Origin of the sequence: Saccharopolyspora aridisoli, assembly GCF_004348445.1 — a bacterium.
GTDB lineage: Bacteria > Actinomycetota > Actinomycetes > Mycobacteriales > Pseudonocardiaceae > Saccharopolyspora > Saccharopolyspora aridisoli.
In genome coordinates, this window is sequence record NZ_SMKV01000003.1 from 43888 (window position 1) to 60197 (window position 16310).

Below are 16310 nucleotides of genomic sequence, written 5' to 3' on the forward strand. Positions count from 1 at the left end.
GTGGTGCAGGTGCTCGAAGACCGTTGCCTGGTGCTCAAGCCGCGATGTGCGCGAGCGGGTCGCCGACGCGTACTCCACCCTGCGCGGTGCCATCCGCAACGGCCATCTCGGTGTGTCGGGTTCGAAGCGGTTGGAGTGAGGCGGAGTCGAAACCGCCACAGGATGCGCTCGTGAACATGCCCCAACCCACCTAGCGGTGGGAGAGCGACCGCTCTCACCGCGGCCAGCCTTGAGACCGGAGCGCGAGCGGCCCGAAGGACCCGAGCCGCCGCATCAAGAGCCGGTTCACAGCTCTGAGCGGTTCACGACTTGATATCGCTCTCGTCGGGGTCGGCGAGCCCGTAGTAGGCGTAGAGGCTGCGGCCCTCGGTGTCGGTGAGCCTGCCGCCCTCGGCCTCGACCCTCGGGGCGTTGCGGACCGCGGCCCGGGACATCGGGATCTCCAGCCGGTTCTCCGCCTTGATCGCACCGTCGAGCGGCACGAAGGCCTCCCTGATCCCGAGCATGCCGAGTCGCACCGTGACCCATTCGGGCTGGTTGGTGTGGTCGTCGACGTAGACGTTGCCGACCCGGCCGACGCAGTTGCCGTCGCTGTCGAAAACCGGTGTCCCGATCAAGTCCTGCGCACGCTCGACGTTCATGGCAGCCCCCCGCTCCGTCGGACTTCAAGCTGCCCGGTAGAGCGGACGCCTGCAACCGCGCAAGCGACACGCCTCACTCGATCAGGTAGTGATCGTCAGCATTATTAGCCGATCTGTGAATTCAGCGCTCGGCCGATGAAGTTGCGGACATCCGTCATGACCTCGGACTTGTTGGTCTCGTTGAACAGTTCGTGGCGTCCGCCCGGGTAGATGTGCTCGTGGAACTCGTGGCCTCGGATGCGGTCGATGCCCGTGCGGGTGTCGGCCTCCGGCACCAGCTCGTCGTCCTCGCCGTGCACCCACAAGGTCGGGACCTCCAGCGCCGGACCCTCGTTGATCGCCAGCAGGCAGTCGTCGATCGCGCGCAGCGTGGGCCGCTTGAACGGGCCGTGCCAGACCAGGTCGTCGGCCAGGTACGCCGCGCCCACCTCCGGGTCGCGGGACAACGTCGCCGGGTCGATCGGGGTATCCGGGATCTCGTCGTGCTCCAGCAGGTCGAGCACGTGCCAAGTGCCCAGCACCGGGCCGGAGAGCACCACGGCGGCAAGGTCGCGCTGGTGCTCCTGGGCGTAGCGCGCGGCGAGCATCCCGCCCATCGAATGCCCGATCAGCACCACCGGCAGGTCAGGGTGCTGATCGGTCACCTCGCGGCGCAGCACCTCCAGGTCGGCGACCAGGACCTCGGCGTCCTCGAAGTGGACGCGGTCGCCCGGCGAGCGGCCGTGGCCGATGTGGTCCGGTGCCCAGACCACCGCGCGCGCGTGGACCAACTGCTCCGCGACCCACTGGTAGCGGCCGGAGTGCTCGCCGTAGCCGTGCGCGATCAGCGCGATCCAGCTCGGGTCGTCCGCCGACCACTCGCGCACTGCCAGGGTTCCCAAGCTCCCCGCTACCTCGCGGTCCGTTGACTCGATCATGTCGCCACCCCAGCACACCCGCGCTGTTCCGGCCACCACCTCCGGGGTGATCGACGCGTCCGCTGTTGCGGGAAGGGTCCTCGAGGAATCGCTCTGCTCGGCGGTGCGGGTGGCAGAAACTGAGCGGCTTCGCGGACTCCGCGCGCCACGACTCGTGCCGTCCGAATCAGACGGCGACGCGGCGCAACTCGCCACGGAGCCGCTCAGAACCTGCAGCGGTGAAGCTTGGGTCCCGCACCTGGAACAGCGGTTCTGCCGCGCTCCTGGGGAGCTAGTGGTAGGCGGTTTCCTCGATGGCCCCGGCGCCGCAGACGACGTCGCCGGTCCACTCGACCGGGAGCGGATCGGTCTCGTCCGGCGGGATGATCTGCAGGCCGGTCGGGGAGGGCTGGCACGGGTCGCCTTCGTCGCCGTGCGGGACGGCGCTCCAGTGCAGCGTCGCCGCAGCCGACTGGCCTGGGGAGAGCCCGATGAGCACGGGCCCGGGGTTGGCAGTGCGGGCGACGTTCGTGGGCAGCGGGTTCCCGGCGGCATCGACCAGCTGCATTCCGCCGTAGCCGTAGATCGTGCAGAACTGGCCGCTGGTGTTGGTCAGCGACACGTCCGCGTAGCGCTGGCCCGCCCCGGCCTCGACCGGCGACATGCTGCCGGTCAACTGCGAGGTGTGGCAGCGCGGATCACGCGGCTGGTCCGGTGCGTCCTGCGCGTGAGCGGGCAGGCCCGCGCCCGCCAGTGCCCCAGCGGCCAGAAGTCCTGCGGACGTCCGCAGGACGCGTGCTCCGATGTGCCGGTTCATGGCCATCACCCCGTTCCCGCCGCCCCAGCGGGTTGGTTCGTTCATTGCTCTGCTGTTGGAAAGACGCCCTTCAGCGGAAATGGTTGCCCGCGCCGGGAAAGAGCGCGGTGCTTCGCGGGACGCCCCCACTGTGCATCTCGTGAAGAAAACTCGCGACTAGGATCAATGGCTCACTGGAACAGGTGAGTGGAAATACGCACCGATTGTATGCGTGCCGATCTTAGAAGGCTTTCGGGCGGCGATCTTAACCCGAATGGCGGAGCTGGCGGTTTGTTGACCTTCGATAGTTTGAGCAGCGGCAGAGGCCAGGAGTTCAGGGGGTAAAAACATGGCCGAACGCATTCCCGGTATCGACGTGGCGCGATACCAAGGGGAGCCGAACTGGGGAGCGGTGCGCGGCGCCGGATACGTCTTCACCTACATCAAGGCGACCGAGGGCATCGGATACGTCAGTCCCACGCTCGACGCCCAGCTCAACGGGGCGCGCGCGGCCGGGATGGTCACCGGGCTCTACCACTTCGCGCGACCGGACACCAACACGCCGCAGCAGGAGGCCGCCGACTTCGCCGCGCAGCTGGCGCGGACGAACTCCGCAGGTCCCGGCAACCTCCCGCCGTGCCTGGACGTGGAGACCGAGGCGCCCAACCTCGGCGGCTGGATCAAGGGCTTCATCGACGCCCTCCGCGCCCACACCGGGCGCAACGAGATCGTCGTCTACGCGTCCAGCTCCTGGTTCCAGGACAAGATCGCCCCGGAGGCCTGGGTGGACCCGGGCGTGTTCCTGTGGGTCGCGCACTACGGGCGCAACCCCGGCGAGCCCGGCTACCTGACCGATCGAGTCGTGATCCACCAGCACGCCTCCGACGGGCAGGTGCCCGGAATCGGCGGTGACACCGACCTCAACGTCTCGCTGGTGCCGCTGGAGGTGCTCACCGGAGCCGGAGCCCCGCCGCCTCCGCCGCCCGCACCGCCGCAGGAGACCTACGTGGTGCAGCCCGGCGACACCCTGTCCGACATCGGTGCCAAGCTCGGCGTTGACTGGCGGGAGATCGCGCGGGTCAACGGAATCGCCGACCCCGACCTCATCTACGTCGGTCAGGTCCTCAGGATTCCGCGCTAGAGCGACGTTCTCGTGATGGCCCGGGTGGGTTCGCCGCCCGGGCCATCACGGCGCGCACGTGGCTGAATCGAAAGCGATCCCGAAACCACGTGCCGGGAGAGACCTTTCGTCCGGCGCACATTCCCCTCGAGTAGAGCTTCGCCCGGAATAACCGGTTCCCGGTCCTCCTCCGACCAACACGGGTTACGGTTTTCGTGAACATCACCCGAGGTGGAGGTGAACGCGATGGCGGACGTCGCTGCGCTGGTCCGGGCTCACTGGACCCGCGGTGCACCCGGCCGAGACGCGCCGGGCGAACTGGTCACGGCGTTGTACCGCTGGTGGGTCGTCGCGATGGTGCTCAAGATCCTCGGCGCCACGTGGGACATCTGCTGGCACTTCCGCTGGCTGCGGGACGACCTGGCGCCGCCGCACCTGCTCAACACCGTTGGCACGGTGATGGTGATCGGGCTGGTGGTCTTCCACAGCTACACCGGCATCGGCGCCGACAAGGCCACGCTGCGCTGGATGCAGTGGGGATTGGGGATCTTCCTCGTCGCTGCGCCGCTGGACGTGATCAACCACCGGGTCAACGGGCTGGACATCACCGCGTGGAGCCCGTCGCACGCCCTGCTCTACCTGGGAACCGGGCTGATGAGCATCGGCCTGCTGGTGGGGTGGAACCGCCATGGTCGCGCCGACCGGTACTACTACCCGGTCACCTGCTTCCTGTGGTTCACCGTGCTGGACAACTTCATGTTCCTCAACCAGCACCAGGAGTACGGCGTGCTCGGGCTGGCCGCGTGGGAGAGGGGAACGCCCTATGCCGAGGACAGCCTGCTGCAGTTCGCCGCTGATCAGCTGCACCGGCCGCTGGACCACATCGCGGTGGAGAACTTCACGCTGCCCACGCCCGACTGGTTGTACCCGAGCTGGGCGGTGCTGACCGGGCTGGGCACCCTGCTGCTCGCGCGGGTGCTCGTCGGACGTCGTTGGACTGCCACCACGATCACCGTCGGCTACCTTCTCTTCCGATGCGTGGCCTGGGCGCTGCTGGCCGCGGCTGGGTTCCCGATCTCCACCGTGCCGTTCTTCCTGCTGGTCGGGGCGCTGGCCATCGACCTGTCCTGCCAGCTGGTGACGCGGAAGCGGCCGCTGGTCGGCGCAGCTGCGGTGACGGCCTCGGCCTACGCGGCGCTGTGGCTGCAGCACACCTACATCGCCGCGCCGCCGTCGGACTTCGCCTCCGCGCTGTACGTGGTGGTGCTGCTGGCCGGGTTGTGGGGCCTGTTCGAGCACCTGGGCTCCGGTGGGGTGCGCCGCATCGAGCAGCACCTGGCCGCGGTGCGGGACTGGCGCGTCCGCGGCTGAATCACACGATGACGGGGGCGCGGGAGAGGACTACGCCTAGCCCGTAGGCCACGCCCATGACGGCGACCTCGAAGGTCACCCAGGTCAGGAGGGCGGTTCGCCGGTGGCGTGCGACGCGCGGCAGGAGCCGGAACCGCATCTGGGCGCCGACCACGGCCAGCAGCACCAGGCACAGCGCCTTGCCGAGGAGGATCTGGCCGTACTGGGTGGTGACCAGGCCGGCCAGGCCCGCGTTCGGCGTGATGACCAGCTCCATCAGGCCGTTGAACAGGCCCGAAGCGCCGACCACGAGCAGCGCGAGCCCAGCGAGCTTGGAGAAGCGGGGCAGCGCTTCGGCGAGCAGGCCGCGCTGCGGTGCGACGAACAGCGCCACCGCGGCCAGGCCGCCGACCCACATGGCCGCGCCGACCACGTGCAGCTCCATCGAGATCATGCTGAAGTCGTGGTACTGCCAGTCGGTGGCGTGGCCGGTCAGCGGCATCGGCAGCAGCCCGAGCAGCGCGACGATGGTGCGCAGCTCGGTGGGGACGGACTCGCCGAAGCGCACCGCGAGCAGGCCCACGACCGCGCACAGCAGCCCGCCCCCCGCACTGGCCAGCAGGCCGGGGCCGGCAGGCACGTCGTTGACGTAATTGATCACCAGCGAGGTGGTCGCCGGAGCTCCCGGACTGGCTTCCACGGCTTGCAGGACCAATGAGAACAGCGCGCTGAGCATCCACACCAGCGCGGTGATCACCGTGATCGGGCGGGCCTTGGCGAGCACGGGTTCGGTGCGCGCCGGCTGGTCGAAGCCGAGGAGCTTGGGCAGCATCGAGAGCCCCACGGTGGCCAGCGCCGCCAGGTCCAGCAGCGCCCGCATCACGGGGATGCCGAAGCGGACCAGGGGAGGCAGCGCGGGGAGTCCGGGGATGGTGCCGACGTCGGTGTAGGCCGTGGCCGCCAGCGCTGTCAGCAGCGCGGCACCCAGCAGAGCCGCGACGACCAGCGCTTTGGCGTTGCGCCGGCGCTTCTGCTCGGTCTGCTCGCTCCCGGACACCGCTTCGTGAACAGCCACGTTCCGCATGATCTCACTCGAAGGTGGCTCGGCGAGCACGAGTCGCTTCAGACCACGCCTGGTGACGGAATTGTTCCTGACGGCGAGGGCGAGGGCGGGTGGGCGGCGTGATGTTCTCCCCATGTCATTTGGATCACCGTTTCGCCGCCGCAAATGTTGATCTTCATTTTTCCTGCTCCAAAGGCGTGTTCGGTGGAATGATTCCAATCCGCCCCTTTGCCCGGGGCCTGTTGCGGCTCTCGGCTGCCGTTGAGCGATGTGTTGCTGACAAAGTCCTCAGCGTTGTTGTTCTAGAGTCAGCGGCGTGATTCCGGCGGCGAGCGCACTTGTGCACCTGAAGTGCGCTACCCCCGTGCGCGATTCGCCGAGCCGTCGAGCAGTGTTCACCGGATCGGTTCCAGCGAATTCCACTCGACGTCGGACTGGCGGCAGACAATTGGTGTCTGCTGTGACGCCGGGGCACCGGCACTGCGGGATCACTCCGGGTTCAGCCGGGGTGATCCTGGGAACTCCCCGGGTAGCTCGGAAGCACGTCCCCGCAGCCAGGCAGCGGGAGCTCGGCACGACGGCCGTTCGCGGCCGGCCGCCGTCGCTGCAATGCGAGGGAGGATCGCCTCAGGGAAATTGGGGGTCGGGCCCCGGATGTGCGCCGGGCTCGCGAGACGCGAGATTGAGCTGTGTGAACGGACAGAGTGTCAAGCAACACGCGCTAGGGCGTGATGCGCGATGACTGCACTTGCGGTGGTGCTGGCGGCGCTGGGTGCCTGCGGGTACGCGCTGGGCGCGCGCATGCAGCACGCGGCCGTGCACGCCACGATGGACGGCGGCGGGCTCGGCCTGCGCAACCAGGCCCTGCTGGTCCGCAACCCCCGCTGGCTGGCCGGACTCGCCGCGCTCGGCAGCGGGGCGCTGCTGCACGTGTGCGCTCTGGGGCTGGCCCCGCTGAGCGTCGTGCAGCCGATCGGCGTGCTCGCGCTGCCCATCACGGTGCTGCTCAACCTGCGAGAGCAGGGCTGCAGCCGGCGCGACGTCAACCCGAGCATGGTGCTGGCGGTGCTGGCCGCGACCGGTGGCCTCGCCGTGTTCGTCCTGTTGGCCGCGGGCAGCGCGACGCCGACGCCGGTCGGCGACGACGACCAGTTCACCGCCACCCAGATCGTCGCGGTGGCGGTCCTGCTGCTCGGCGGGGTCGCGGTCGCGACCCGCTCGAAGGTGCGCTGCGTGCTCTTCGCCGCCGGGTGCGCCGTGGCCTACGGGTACGTGTCGCTGATGGCTCGCGCCATCGCCCAGCAGGTCGGAACCTGGGACCTGCTGGCGATCAACCTCCTGTCCGTGCTCGGCATCGCCGTGGCGATGGTCGCGGGTGGCTGGCTGCTGCAGCACGCCTACGTCAGCGGCCCGCCCGACCTGGTCGTGGCCTGCCTGACCGTCATCGACCCCCTGGTGGCCGTCGGCCTGGGCATCGGCCTGCTCGGTGAGGCCGACCACGTCAGCGGCTGGGTGGCCGCCGCTGAGGCGCTGTGCGCGGTGGTGGCCTGCGCAGGGGTGTTCGCCCTGGCGCGCCACCACCCTGACAACACCGAACACGGCACGTCGGACAGGCTGGACGCCGACCAGTCCCCGGCAGAAGTTCCCGCCGGTACCGCCGGACACCGCACGTCCCCTCGTCCTAACGGGAGTTCCTCTTGACTTCGCAACCGTCGCGCAGGCGCCCGCTGCGGATCGTGGTCGGTGCGACCACCTACCCGCCTCACGTCAACGGGGCCGCCAACTTCGGTCACCGGCTGGCCACCGGGCTGTCCGCACGCGGGCACGAGGTGCACGTGGTGTGCCACTCCGACACCCGCGAGCCGCGCACCGAGGTCGAAGACGGCGTTCTGGTGCACCGGGTGGGCTCCTACAGCTCGCCGTTCCACCCGTCGATCCGCGGCCTGATGCCGTGGCAGGCGCGGCAGGCCGACGCGATGCTGGAGGAGATCAAGCCCGACATCGTGCACGTGCAGTCGCACTTCTTCATCTGCCGCGGGCTGATCGACTCGGCTCGCAAGCGCGGCATCGCAGTGGTGGCCACCAACCACTTCATGCCGGAGAACATCTTCGGCTACTTCAAGATCCCTCCGTTCCTGCAGAACGCCGCCGGACGGCTGCTCTGGCACAACCTGATCAAGCACTACCGCAAGGCGCAGATGGTCACCGCGCCGACGCCGCGCGCCGTGCAACTGCTGCAGGACAACGGTTTTGACCGCACCGCGCTGCCGGTGTCCTGCGGTATCGACGTCGACCGCTACCGGCGTCCGGCCGTGCGCTACCGCGAGCAGAACCCGGACCCGGAGACGCGGACCGTGCTGTTCGTCGGCAGGCTCGACGAGGAGAAGCACATCGACGACCTGCTGCGTGCCATGTCGTTGCTGCGCACCGAGGTCCGGACCCGCCTGGAGATCGTCGGCAACGGCGCTCGCCGGGAGGCGTTCGAGCAGCTGGCCGACGACCTCGGCATCGCCGACCGGGTGCAGTTCCACGGCTTCCTCAGCGATGAGGAGCTCCTGGAGGCCTACGCCCGCGCCGACCTGTTCTGCATGCCCAGCATCGCCGAGCTGCAAAGCCTGGCCACCATGGAGGCCATGTCGGCCGGAACCCCGGTGGTGCTGGCCAACGCGATGGCCCTACCGCACCTGTGCCGCCCGGGCGAGAACGGCTGGCTCTACCCGCCGCGCGACGTGCACGCGCTCGCGGCCGCGATCGGCGACGTGCTCGCCGACCGCGCCACCATCGACCGGATGGGCCAGGCCAGCCAGCGGCTGGTCTCCCAGCACGACATCGACCAGGTCCTGGGCCGCTTCGAGTCGCTCTACCACCACGTGATCGACCCGGACAGCGCCGTGGAACTCGACGAGATCAGCACTGAGCTGGCGAGCTGACCATGATCGTTCCGGACCTGCACCCAACGGAGCGTGTAGCGCGGATCAACGGCTCCGACCTGCACTACTGGGTCTACCGCGAGGAGCTCGGGCCCACCGCCGAGACGGTGCTGATCGTGCACGGGCTGCGCGGCACGCACCACGGCTTGGAGCTCATCGCCGCCGGCCTGACCGGCAGGCGCGTCGTGATCCCGGACCTGCCCGGGTTCGGGGACTCCGGGCCGATGGACACGCGGCACGACGTCGCCGGCTACGCCGAGGTGATCACCGAGCTGATCGGTCGGCTCGACGGCGCTGGGCGTCCGCTCGTGCTGATCGGGCATTCGTTCGGTTCGATCATCGCCTCCCGCCTGGCAGCGATGAACCCGTCCTTGGTCCGCAGGTTGGTGCTGATCAACCCCATCGCCCAGTCCGCGTTGCGCGGTCCGCACGCGGCCCTGGCCGGCCTGACCGCCGCGTACTACACGCTCGGGGAGCGGTTGCCCTCCCGTGCTGGACGGTCGCTGCTGACCAACCGGTGGGTGGTGCTGGCGGCCAGCCGAGCGATGACCCGGACCCGTGACAAGCAGCTGCGCGGGTTCATCGACGACAACCACCTGCGGCACTTCAGCCGGTTCCACTCGCCGACCGTGGTCAACGAGTGCTTCCAGGCCTCGGTGACCCACACCGTGACCGACTACGCCGACCAGCTGTCCATGCCGGTGCTGCTGGTCGCCGGCGAGCACGACGAAATCGCGCCGTTGGAGGGCCAGCGTGCGCTGGCGGCGCGACTGCCCGACGCCGAGCTCGTGGTCATCGCCGATGTGGGACACCTGGTGCACTACGAGACGCCCGAAGCCGCGGCGGTCGAGATCGTGCGGTTCCTGGGTCGCAGCGACCACCGCGAGAAGGTTGCGGTCCCGGAGCAGATCCGATGAACCTCGTGGTCGACGCGCGCTGGACGCGAACCGATCAGCACGACGGCATCAGTCGTTACGGCGCGAGCCTCATCGAAGCACTGCACCACCTGCATCCCGTGACGATGCTGATCCACGACGAGCGGCAGCTGGACCTGCTGCCCGACGGGGTCCCGCACGCGTTGATCAACAGCCCCTTCTCGCCGCGCGAGCTGTGGGTCTCGCGCACCCTGAACCGGTTGGGCGCTGACGTGGTGTTCAGCCCGATGCAGATCATCGGCGGGTTCCGGCGCGACTACCGGCTCGTGCTCACGCTGCACGACCTCATCTACTACCGGCACCCGGAGCCGCCGGGGTTCCTGCCGTTGCCGGTCAAGATCGCCTGGCGGCTCTACCACGGGGCGTTCTGGCCGCAGCGCGTGATGCTCAACCGCGCCGACGCCGTGGTGACCGTCAGCGACACCACCCGCCGGTTGATCGAGCGGTACCGGCTGACGCGCAGGCCGGTCACAGTCGTGCACAACGCACCTCAGCCGCAGACGGTTCGGACGTCACCACCGGAACCAGGTGGAGGGCCGCGCGAGCTGGTGTACATGGGTTCGTTCATGCCGTACAAGGACGTGGAAACGTTGCTGGCGGGCATGGCTTTCCTTCCTGGTCATCGGCTGCACCTGGTCAGCCGGATCGCACCGCGGCGCGAGTCCGAACTGCGTGAGCAGCTGCCGCCGGGGGCGGACGTGGTGTTCTGGCGGGGGATCGGGGAGGACGAGTACCAGCAGCTGCTGGCTCGGGCGAGCGCGCTGGTCACCGCGTCGCGGGACGAGGGTTTCGGGTTGCCGGTCATCGAGGCGATGAACGCGGGGACGCCGGTGGTCTGCAGCGATCTGGAGATCTTCCACGAGGTCACCGGTGGGCACGCGAAGTTCTTCGAGTCGGGGAGGCCGAAGGAGTTCGCCGATGCCGTGCGGGCGCTGGAGGACGACGACGCCCGCGCTGACCTGGTCGCGGCGGCCCGGACCCAGGCGGCGAAGTTCACCTGGCAGAACTCCGCCGAACGACTCCTGGACCTGGTGCGTGGCCTGACCAGCCGCGGTCAGTGACTCCAGACCTGGATGGCCCGAGCCACGTAACCGGCTTGCGGGGTCTGCGAGCCTGATGGGTGGGTGTCGAAATCGGCCTCCTCATCGCAGTGCGGATCCTGGTAGACGGTCACGGGATGGCCGGTGTTGTTCGCGAAAGACTTCGCCTCCCAGCCGGTTTCGAGGGTGACGCACTGCTCGACCCCGGTGGCCCGCATGGCGAGCTCGGTCGACTGACCGCCGAAGCCGGTCTCCGGCCAGACGCAGAAAGCCCCTGCGGGGCAAGTGCTCCGGGTCACTTCGGCATCGGCCGGTGGGCCGGCCAGCAGAGCGGCCAGCGACAGCACCGCCGTGAGCACCAACCCCAACGCGAGCGACCAGCGGGATCGGAGTCGGCCGTGGGTCGACCGGGGGAGGGCGTAGGAGGACATGGCGATAATCCTTTCGCTGTGGGGGAATTCGCTCGGGTGCGGCATCGATCACCGCGTTGGAGCAAGATTGGCGGTACTGCGGGGGGCGTTTCCAGCGAATTGGCCGGATGCACCACCTATGGGTGGTTCCGCAGGCGTGGAGAGACATTCCGGAACGCCCGGAGATCGACTCGCGATCCCTGCCGGATACACCACGATTGAGGTATAAAGTCCACCACTACCCGTCGGTAATAGCGGAGGTCGGCGATGGCGCTGGACGCTGATGTGATCGTGGTGGGCGCGGGCCTCGCAGGCCTGGTCGCCACCGCGGAACTCGCCGATGCCGGTCGCCGCGTGGTGCTCCTCGACCAGGAACCGGAGGCTTCCCTGGGAGGTCAGGCGCACTGGTCCTTCGGCGGGTTGTTCCTGGTGGACTCCCCGGAGCAGCGCAGGCTCGGCGTGCGCGACTCGCACGACCTCGCCCTCCAAGATTGGATGGGCACCGCGGCCTTCGACCGCGAGGAGGACCACTGGCCCTGCCGGTGGGCCGAGGCCTACGTCGACTTCGCCTCCGGCGAGAAGCGCGCGTGGCTGACCGCGCAGGGCGTGAAGTTCTTCCCGCTCGTGCAGTGGGCCGAGCGCGGCGGTTACCTCGCCTACGGCCACGGCAACTCGGTGCCGCGCTTCCACGTCACCTGGGGCACAGGCCCCGGCGTGCTCGAACCGTTCCTCCGCCGGGTCCGCGAGGCCGCGGCCAAGGGCCTCGTCGACCTGCGGTTCCGGCACCGCGTCACCGAACTGGTCACCACCGGCGGAGCGGTCACCGGTGTGCGTGGCAAGGTGCTCATCCCCAGCGAAGCCGAACGCGGCCAGCGGAGTCCTCGCAAGACCAAGGCGGAGTTCGAACTCGCCTCGCAGGCGGTGGTCGTCACCTCCGGCGGCATCGGCGGAAACCTACCGCTGGTGCGCAAGAACTGGCCGAAGCGCCTGGGCAAGCCGCCGAAGAACATGATCGCCGGAGTTCCCGACCACGTCGACGGGCGAATGCTCGAAGTGGTGGCCAAGGCGGGTGGCCGGATCATCAACCCGGACCGGATGTGGCACTACACCGAAGGAATCCGCAACTACGCCCCGGTGTGGACCAGGCACGGCATCCGCATCCTGCCCGGCCCGTCCTCGCTGTGGCTGGACGCGAACGGCAACCGGCTGCCCGCGCCGCTGTTCCCCGGATTCGACACCCTGGGAACGCTGGAGCACATCGTGGGCACCGGCCACGACCACACGTGGTTCGTGCTCAACCGGCGCATCATCAGTCGCGAGTTCGCCCTGTCAGGCTCCGAGCAGAACCCCGACCTCACCGGCCGCAGCGTCCGCCAACTGCTGCAACGCGGCGGCGGTACCACCCCAGGTCCGGTGATGGAGTTCGTCCGGCGCGGTGAGGACTTCATCGTTCGCAACAGCGTCGCCGCACTGGCCGAGGGGATGAACGAGCTGGGCGGCGGTCACATCGACGCCGCCCAGCTCGAACGCACCATCGTCGAGCGGGACCGCCAGGTCGCCTCAGGACTCGGCAAGGACCAGCAGGTCAACGCGATCCGGGAGGCCCGCCGCTACGCGGTGGACCGGCTGATCCGGGTGGCTGAGCCCCACCGGCTGCTGGACCCGGCGGCCGGGCCCCTCATCGCGGTGAAGCTCAACCTGCTGACCCGCAAGACCCTCGGCGGCCTGGAGACCGACCTGGACGGCCGGGTGCTCACCGATGGGGAGACGCCGCTGGACGGGCTCTACGCGGCCGGAGAGGTCGCCGGCTTCGGTGGCGGCGGCGTGCACGGATACCGAGCCCTGGAAGGCACCTTCCTCGGTGGCTGCCTGTTCTCGGGCAGGCAGGCCGGAAGGGCCGCAGCTGCGGCGGTGGGTTGAAAAAGGGAATCAGATGAAGCAGCCGCTCACGAACCCGGAAACCTGGCTGCGCTCATCAGTCACGTCGAGCCATTCCGAAACGGCCCGGCCGTCCTCGCAGACAACGGTTTCGCCGATCACCCTGCGGTGAATCGTCGCGGTGTCCCCGGGATTCCCGATCCCCCGCACCGAACCGGTCGTGCTGGGTTCCGAGCGGATCCGGGTTCCGAAGGCGAGGAAGTCGGTGGTGTCCTGCTCAGGGACCGCGTGCGCGGCCTGGACCAGGACATCTCTCATTTCGAGGACGATGGTAGCGATGTGAGTTCCGAGCCCGGAGATGGGCACGATCGCGGCCACCGCCATGCCTAACAGGGCATTCCGAAGCTTGCGCATCACAACCCCCACTTGGCCCGCCAGTTCGCTTTTCGACCGGATTTTCGGCGAAGTTCTGCGTTGGTCGGGACGGTTCCCAGTTTATTGACCAGAACCCGGATCCAGCAGTATCCGATCGGGTAAGACGAATTCGTGCGGGGCACGCACGAAGACCGGTGACGGGCCGAGGTCGGGAGGCGCTCGGCAACACCTCGGGTGAGTGAGCGGGCGACCAACATCGACGCGGTACGCGACGACGAAGGGCGCCGGCGGATGTCGGTCCGCCGGCGCCCTTCGAACGCGTGTTCCGCGCAGATCAGCCGGTGCGCGAGCCGATTCCCGTGAGGGAGCGGACCTCCATCTCGGCCTGACGTTCGACATCCGGCTCCGACTTGCCCACGAAGGTGCCGATGGCGGCGAACAGGAACGAGATCGGGATCGAGACGATGCCCGGGTTCTTCAGCGGGAAGAACGCGAAGTCCACGCTCGCGATGATCGAATCCGGTGAGCCCGACACGACCGGTGAGAAGAACACCAGCAGCAGGCAGGAGATGAGCCCGCTGTAGATGCCCCAGAGCGTGCCGGTGGTGTTGAAACGCTTCCAGAACAGCGTGTACAGCAGCGTGGAGAGGTTGGCCGAGGCGGCGAATGCGAACGCCAGACCGACCAGGAACGCCACGTTCTGACCCATCACCAGGATGCCGCCGCCGATCGAGACCACGCCGATGACCAGCGCCGTCATGCGTGCCACCCACACCACGCGGTCGGAATCGACCTCACCGCCGCGCACCACGCTCGCGTACACGTCGTGCGCGAACGACGCCGAGGCGGTCAGCGTCAGGCCCGCGACCACCGCCAGGATGGTGGCGAAGGCGACGGCCGAGATGATGCCCAGCAGGACGGTGCCGCCGATCTGGTAGGCCAGCAGCGGTGCCGCCGAGTTCTCCGCACCGGGTGCGGCCAGGATCGCTTCGCTGCCGACCAGTGCGCTCGCGCCGTAGCCGATGATCAGCGTGCAGAGGTAGAAGATCGCCATCGTCCAGGTCGCCCACACCACCGAACGCCGCGCCTCGCGCGCGTTGGGCACGGTGTAGAAGCGCATCAGCACGTGCGGCAGGCCACCGACGCCGAGCACCAGCGCCAGCGACAGCGAGACGAAGTCCAGCTTGGTCATGTCGGACTCGCCGTACTGCGCACCGGGCGCGAAGATCGCGCGTCCGTGCGGGTTGTTGTCAGCGGCTGTGCGCAGCAGCTCGGACATGCTGTAGCCGAACTTGCCGAGCAGGAAGACCGTGATCAGCGCGGCGCACAGCACGAGCATGGCGGCCTTGATGATCTGCACCCACGTGGTGCCTTTCATGCCGCCGACCAGCACGTAGACCATCATGACGGCGCCGACGCCGACCATCACCAGCACCTGCCCGAACTTGCCGTGCACGTTGAGCAGCAGCGCCACCAGACCACCCGCACCGGCGATCTGGGCGATCATGTACATGACCGTGATGGCCAGTGTGGACGTCGCCGCCGCGGCGCGCACCGGGCGCTGCTGCATCCGGAAGCTGAGCACGTCGCCCATGGTGAAACGGCCGGTGTTGCGGGTGCGTTCGGCCAGCAGCAGCAGGTTGACCAGCCAGGCGACCAGGAAGCCGATGCTGTAGAGGAATCCGTCGTAGCCGTAGATGGCGATCGCGCCGGCGATGCCCAGGAACGACGCGGCCGACAGGTAGTCACCGGACAGCGCGATGCCGTTCTGCACACCGCTGAAGGCGCTGCCGGCGACGAAGTAGTCGCTGGCCGTGCCGCGGTTGCTGACGCGGTAGACGATGAACAGCGTGATCAGCACGAACGCCGCGAAGACGCTGGTGTTGATGACGACGCTGTCTTCGGGGATGACGTGGGGTTGGGCAAGGTTCATCGGTCGGACTCTCCGGCCTGCTCACGGATCTCGTCGACGCGCGGGTCGATGTGGCGGCGGGCGAACCTGACGTAGAGGGTGGTCAGCCCGACGGTGGTCACGAACTGCCCGATTCCCAGCAGCAGTCCGACGTTGACGTCGCCCACGACGGGCTTCGCCAGCTCCTCCGGGAAGTACGCCGCGGCCACCACGTAGCCCAAGTACCAGATGAGGAAAAACGCCGTCGCGGGGAAAACGAACCATTTGAGTCGACGGCGGAGGTCGCGAAATTCGGCGCTCTGCTGGATTGCGGTGAAATCGGGCCGGTCGGCGGTTGTGCGAACCGCGCTCTTCTCGATTCCGCCGAACGCCGCGCGTTGATTTCCGGGCTCGCGGGGGGAACCGCGCAGCGCGGATTGCGTTGCGTTGCTCATGCATCCTTCCTGGGGCTTCAGGGTGTGCCGGCCGGGGTCGCCGAGCTGGCGGAGGCGGGCAATTCTTACCACTGTTCTACCGCTATCGGCACTGTGGGGCGCACCACCTGCGGTCTTCCATTTCACCCGTCTGAGCAGGAACGGAGCCGAGGGTCCGCGACGGGTGGACGACTCTCGGTTACTTGCGGGTAAAGCCAGGTCAGAGACCTACCTCCTCAAGATCGAAAGCCGCTGACCAGGTGTTACAGTCTCTCTCGAGGAAGAGTTCCAGGGTGGTTTTAGCCCGAACGGGTGATATTGCGTGGAGCGATCCCGAACTGCTCGAACACTCGGCGTGATCTCGCCTGTTTGGCGTAGCACATTGCGAAAAAGCCCCCGGTGCTTTCCCCGCGGCAGGGGCATATAGTGCTTGGGCACTGAGAGGTAGTCGTGCCACGGGAAGGGTCACGGTTCGATACCAGTGTCCGGAATGTACCGGCCGGGGAAGTCATTGGTGACGCTGAGTATCGTTGAGATCGTGAAGGTAGGGA

At 68.3% G+C, this 16310-nt stretch carries 15 protein-coding genes; 7 read left to right on the forward strand and 8 right to left on the reverse strand.

All coding sequences use genetic code 11. From position 1 onward, the window contains the following. Positions 1-302: 302 nt before the first annotated feature. The 3 genes from E1161_RS02955 to E1161_RS02965 all read right to left on the reverse strand — a co-directional run bounded on the left by E1161_RS02955 (position 303) and on the right by E1161_RS02965 (position 2399). A complete protein-coding gene (locus tag E1161_RS02955) occupies positions 303-641 on the reverse strand; it encodes a PRC-barrel domain-containing protein (protein ID WP_132619310.1) in 339 nt (112 codons plus the stop codon). Between the two features lie 104 nt (positions 642-745). Then, positions 746-1558: an alpha/beta hydrolase gene (locus E1161_RS02960; protein ID WP_132619312.1), complete on the reverse strand. Its 813-nt coding sequence runs from the start codon at positions 1556-1558 to the stop codon at positions 746-748. 271 nt (positions 1559-1829) lie between these two features. Beyond that, the gene (locus E1161_RS02965) at positions 1830-2399 is read right to left on the reverse strand and encodes a DUF4232 domain-containing protein (RefSeq protein ID WP_132619314.1); all 570 of its coding nucleotides are present in this window, start codon (positions 2397-2399) and stop codon (positions 1830-1832) included. Between the two features lie 283 nt (positions 2400-2682). On the opposite strand from E1161_RS02965, the gene E1161_RS02970 reads away from it, so the two are divergent. Beyond that, positions 2683-3474 carry a GH25 family lysozyme gene (locus E1161_RS02970; RefSeq protein ID WP_132619316.1) on the forward strand — a complete coding sequence of 264 codons (792 nt, stop codon included), beginning with the start codon at positions 2683-2685 and terminating at the stop codon, positions 3472-3474. Between the two features lie 225 nt (positions 3475-3699). Continuing rightward, the gene (locus E1161_RS02975; RefSeq protein ID WP_207920064.1) at positions 3700-4824 is read left to right on the forward strand and encodes a hypothetical protein; all 1125 of its coding nucleotides are present in this window, start codon (positions 3700-3702) and stop codon (positions 4822-4824) included. A 1-nt stretch (position 4825) separates the two neighbouring features. Here the strand turns inward: E1161_RS02975 and E1161_RS02980 are convergent, their stop codons facing one another. After that, on the reverse strand, positions 4826-5878 hold the full coding sequence (locus E1161_RS02980; protein ID WP_235874741.1) for a copper resistance D family protein: 1053 nt from the start codon (positions 5876-5878) through the stop codon (positions 4826-4828). 726 nt (positions 5879-6604) lie between these two features. Between E1161_RS02980 and E1161_RS02985 the strand changes: the two genes are divergently transcribed. From E1161_RS02985 to E1161_RS03000, 4 genes are read left to right on the forward strand one after another with little or no spacing between them, the layout of a single operon-like run. Beyond that, the gene (locus E1161_RS02985) at positions 6605-7567 is read left to right on the forward strand and encodes a DMT family protein (protein WP_132619320.1); all 963 of its coding nucleotides are present in this window, start codon (positions 6605-6607) and stop codon (positions 7565-7567) included. Next, on the forward strand, positions 7564-8796 hold the full coding sequence (locus E1161_RS02990) for a glycosyltransferase (RefSeq protein WP_132619322.1): 1233 nt from the start codon (positions 7564-7566) through the stop codon (positions 8794-8796). The genes E1161_RS02985 and E1161_RS02990 overlap by 4 nt, the downstream gene beginning before the upstream one ends. Positions 8797-8798: 2 nt before the next feature. Next, positions 8799-9713, forward strand: coding sequence for an alpha/beta fold hydrolase (locus tag E1161_RS02995; protein WP_132619324.1), 915 nt, complete (start codon positions 8799-8801; stop codon positions 9711-9713). Beyond that, complete coding sequence (locus E1161_RS03000; protein ID WP_132619326.1) at positions 9710-10792, forward strand: glycosyltransferase family 4 protein; 1083 nt, start codon at positions 9710-9712, stop codon at positions 10790-10792. The genes E1161_RS02995 and E1161_RS03000 overlap by 4 nt, the downstream gene beginning before the upstream one ends. Here the strand turns inward: E1161_RS03000 and E1161_RS03005 are convergent. Further along, positions 10786-11202: a peptidase inhibitor family I36 protein gene (locus E1161_RS03005; RefSeq protein ID WP_165939664.1), complete on the reverse strand. Its 417-nt coding sequence runs from the start codon at positions 11200-11202 to the stop codon at positions 10786-10788. The genes E1161_RS03000 and E1161_RS03005 overlap by 7 nt on opposite strands. Positions 11203-11448: 246 nt before the next feature. Between E1161_RS03005 and E1161_RS03010 the strand changes: the two genes are divergently transcribed. Then, positions 11449-13101 (forward strand): FAD-binding dehydrogenase, encoded by a 1653-nt coding sequence (locus E1161_RS03010; RefSeq protein ID WP_132619330.1) that lies wholly within the window; start codon positions 11449-11451, stop codon positions 13099-13101. A gap of 9 nt (positions 13102-13110) precedes the next feature. On the opposite strand, the gene E1161_RS03015 is transcribed toward E1161_RS03010, so the two are convergent. From E1161_RS03015 to E1161_RS03025, 3 genes are all read right to left on the reverse strand, one after another. Then, on the reverse strand, positions 13111-13473 hold the full coding sequence (locus tag E1161_RS03015; protein WP_207920065.1) for a hypothetical protein: 363 nt from the start codon (positions 13471-13473) through the stop codon (positions 13111-13113). Positions 13474-13768: 295 nt separating this feature from the next. Then, positions 13769-15367, reverse strand: coding sequence for a solute symporter family protein (locus E1161_RS03020; protein WP_132619334.1), 1599 nt, complete (start codon positions 15365-15367; stop codon positions 13769-13771). Continuing rightward, positions 15364-15906: a DUF485 domain-containing protein gene (locus E1161_RS03025; RefSeq protein ID WP_235874742.1), complete on the reverse strand. Its 543-nt coding sequence runs from the start codon at positions 15904-15906 to the stop codon at positions 15364-15366. Before E1161_RS03025 ends, E1161_RS03020 begins: the two co-directional genes overlap by 4 nt. Positions 15907-16310 lie beyond the last annotated feature (404 nt).

What these genes read in the sequence shown, in the direction of transcription:
- E1161_RS03000 (WP_132619326.1), top strand. Translation starts at nt 9,710, where the DNA reads ATGAACCTCGTGGTCGACGCGCGCTGGACGCGAACCGATCAGCACGAC.
- E1161_RS03015 (WP_207920065.1), bottom strand. Translation starts at nt 13,473, where the DNA reads ATGCGCAAGCTTCGGAATGCCCTGTTAGGCATGGCGGTGGCCGCGATC.
- E1161_RS02995 (WP_132619324.1), top strand. Translation starts at nt 8,799, where the DNA reads ATGATCGTTCCGGACCTGCACCCAACGGAGCGTGTAGCGCGGATCAAC.
- E1161_RS02965 (WP_132619314.1), bottom strand. Translation starts at nt 2,399, where the DNA reads ATGAACGAACCAACCCGCTGGGGCGGCGGGAACGGGGTGATGGCCATG.
- E1161_RS02955 (WP_132619310.1), bottom strand. Translation starts at nt 641, where the DNA reads ATGAACGTCGAGCGTGCGCAGGACTTGATCGGGACACCGGTTTTCGAC.
- E1161_RS02970 (WP_132619316.1), top strand. Translation starts at nt 2,683, where the DNA reads ATGGCCGAACGCATTCCCGGTATCGACGTGGCGCGATACCAAGGGGAG.
- E1161_RS03010 (WP_132619330.1), top strand. Translation starts at nt 11,449, where the DNA reads ATGGCGCTGGACGCTGATGTGATCGTGGTGGGCGCGGGCCTCGCAGGC.
- E1161_RS02960 (WP_132619312.1), bottom strand. Translation starts at nt 1,558, where the DNA reads ATGATCGAGTCAACGGACCGCGAGGTAGCGGGGAGCTTGGGAACCCTG.
- E1161_RS02975 (WP_207920064.1), top strand. Translation starts at nt 3,700, where the DNA reads ATGGCGGACGTCGCTGCGCTGGTCCGGGCTCACTGGACCCGCGGTGCA.
- E1161_RS03005 (WP_165939664.1), bottom strand. Translation starts at nt 11,202, where the DNA reads ATGTCCTCCTACGCCCTCCCCCGGTCGACCCACGGCCGACTCCGATCC.
- E1161_RS03020 (WP_132619334.1), bottom strand. Translation starts at nt 15,367, where the DNA reads ATGAACCTTGCCCAACCCCACGTCATCCCCGAAGACAGCGTCGTCATC.
- E1161_RS02985 (WP_132619320.1), top strand. Translation starts at nt 6,605, where the DNA reads ATGACTGCACTTGCGGTGGTGCTGGCGGCGCTGGGTGCCTGCGGGTAC.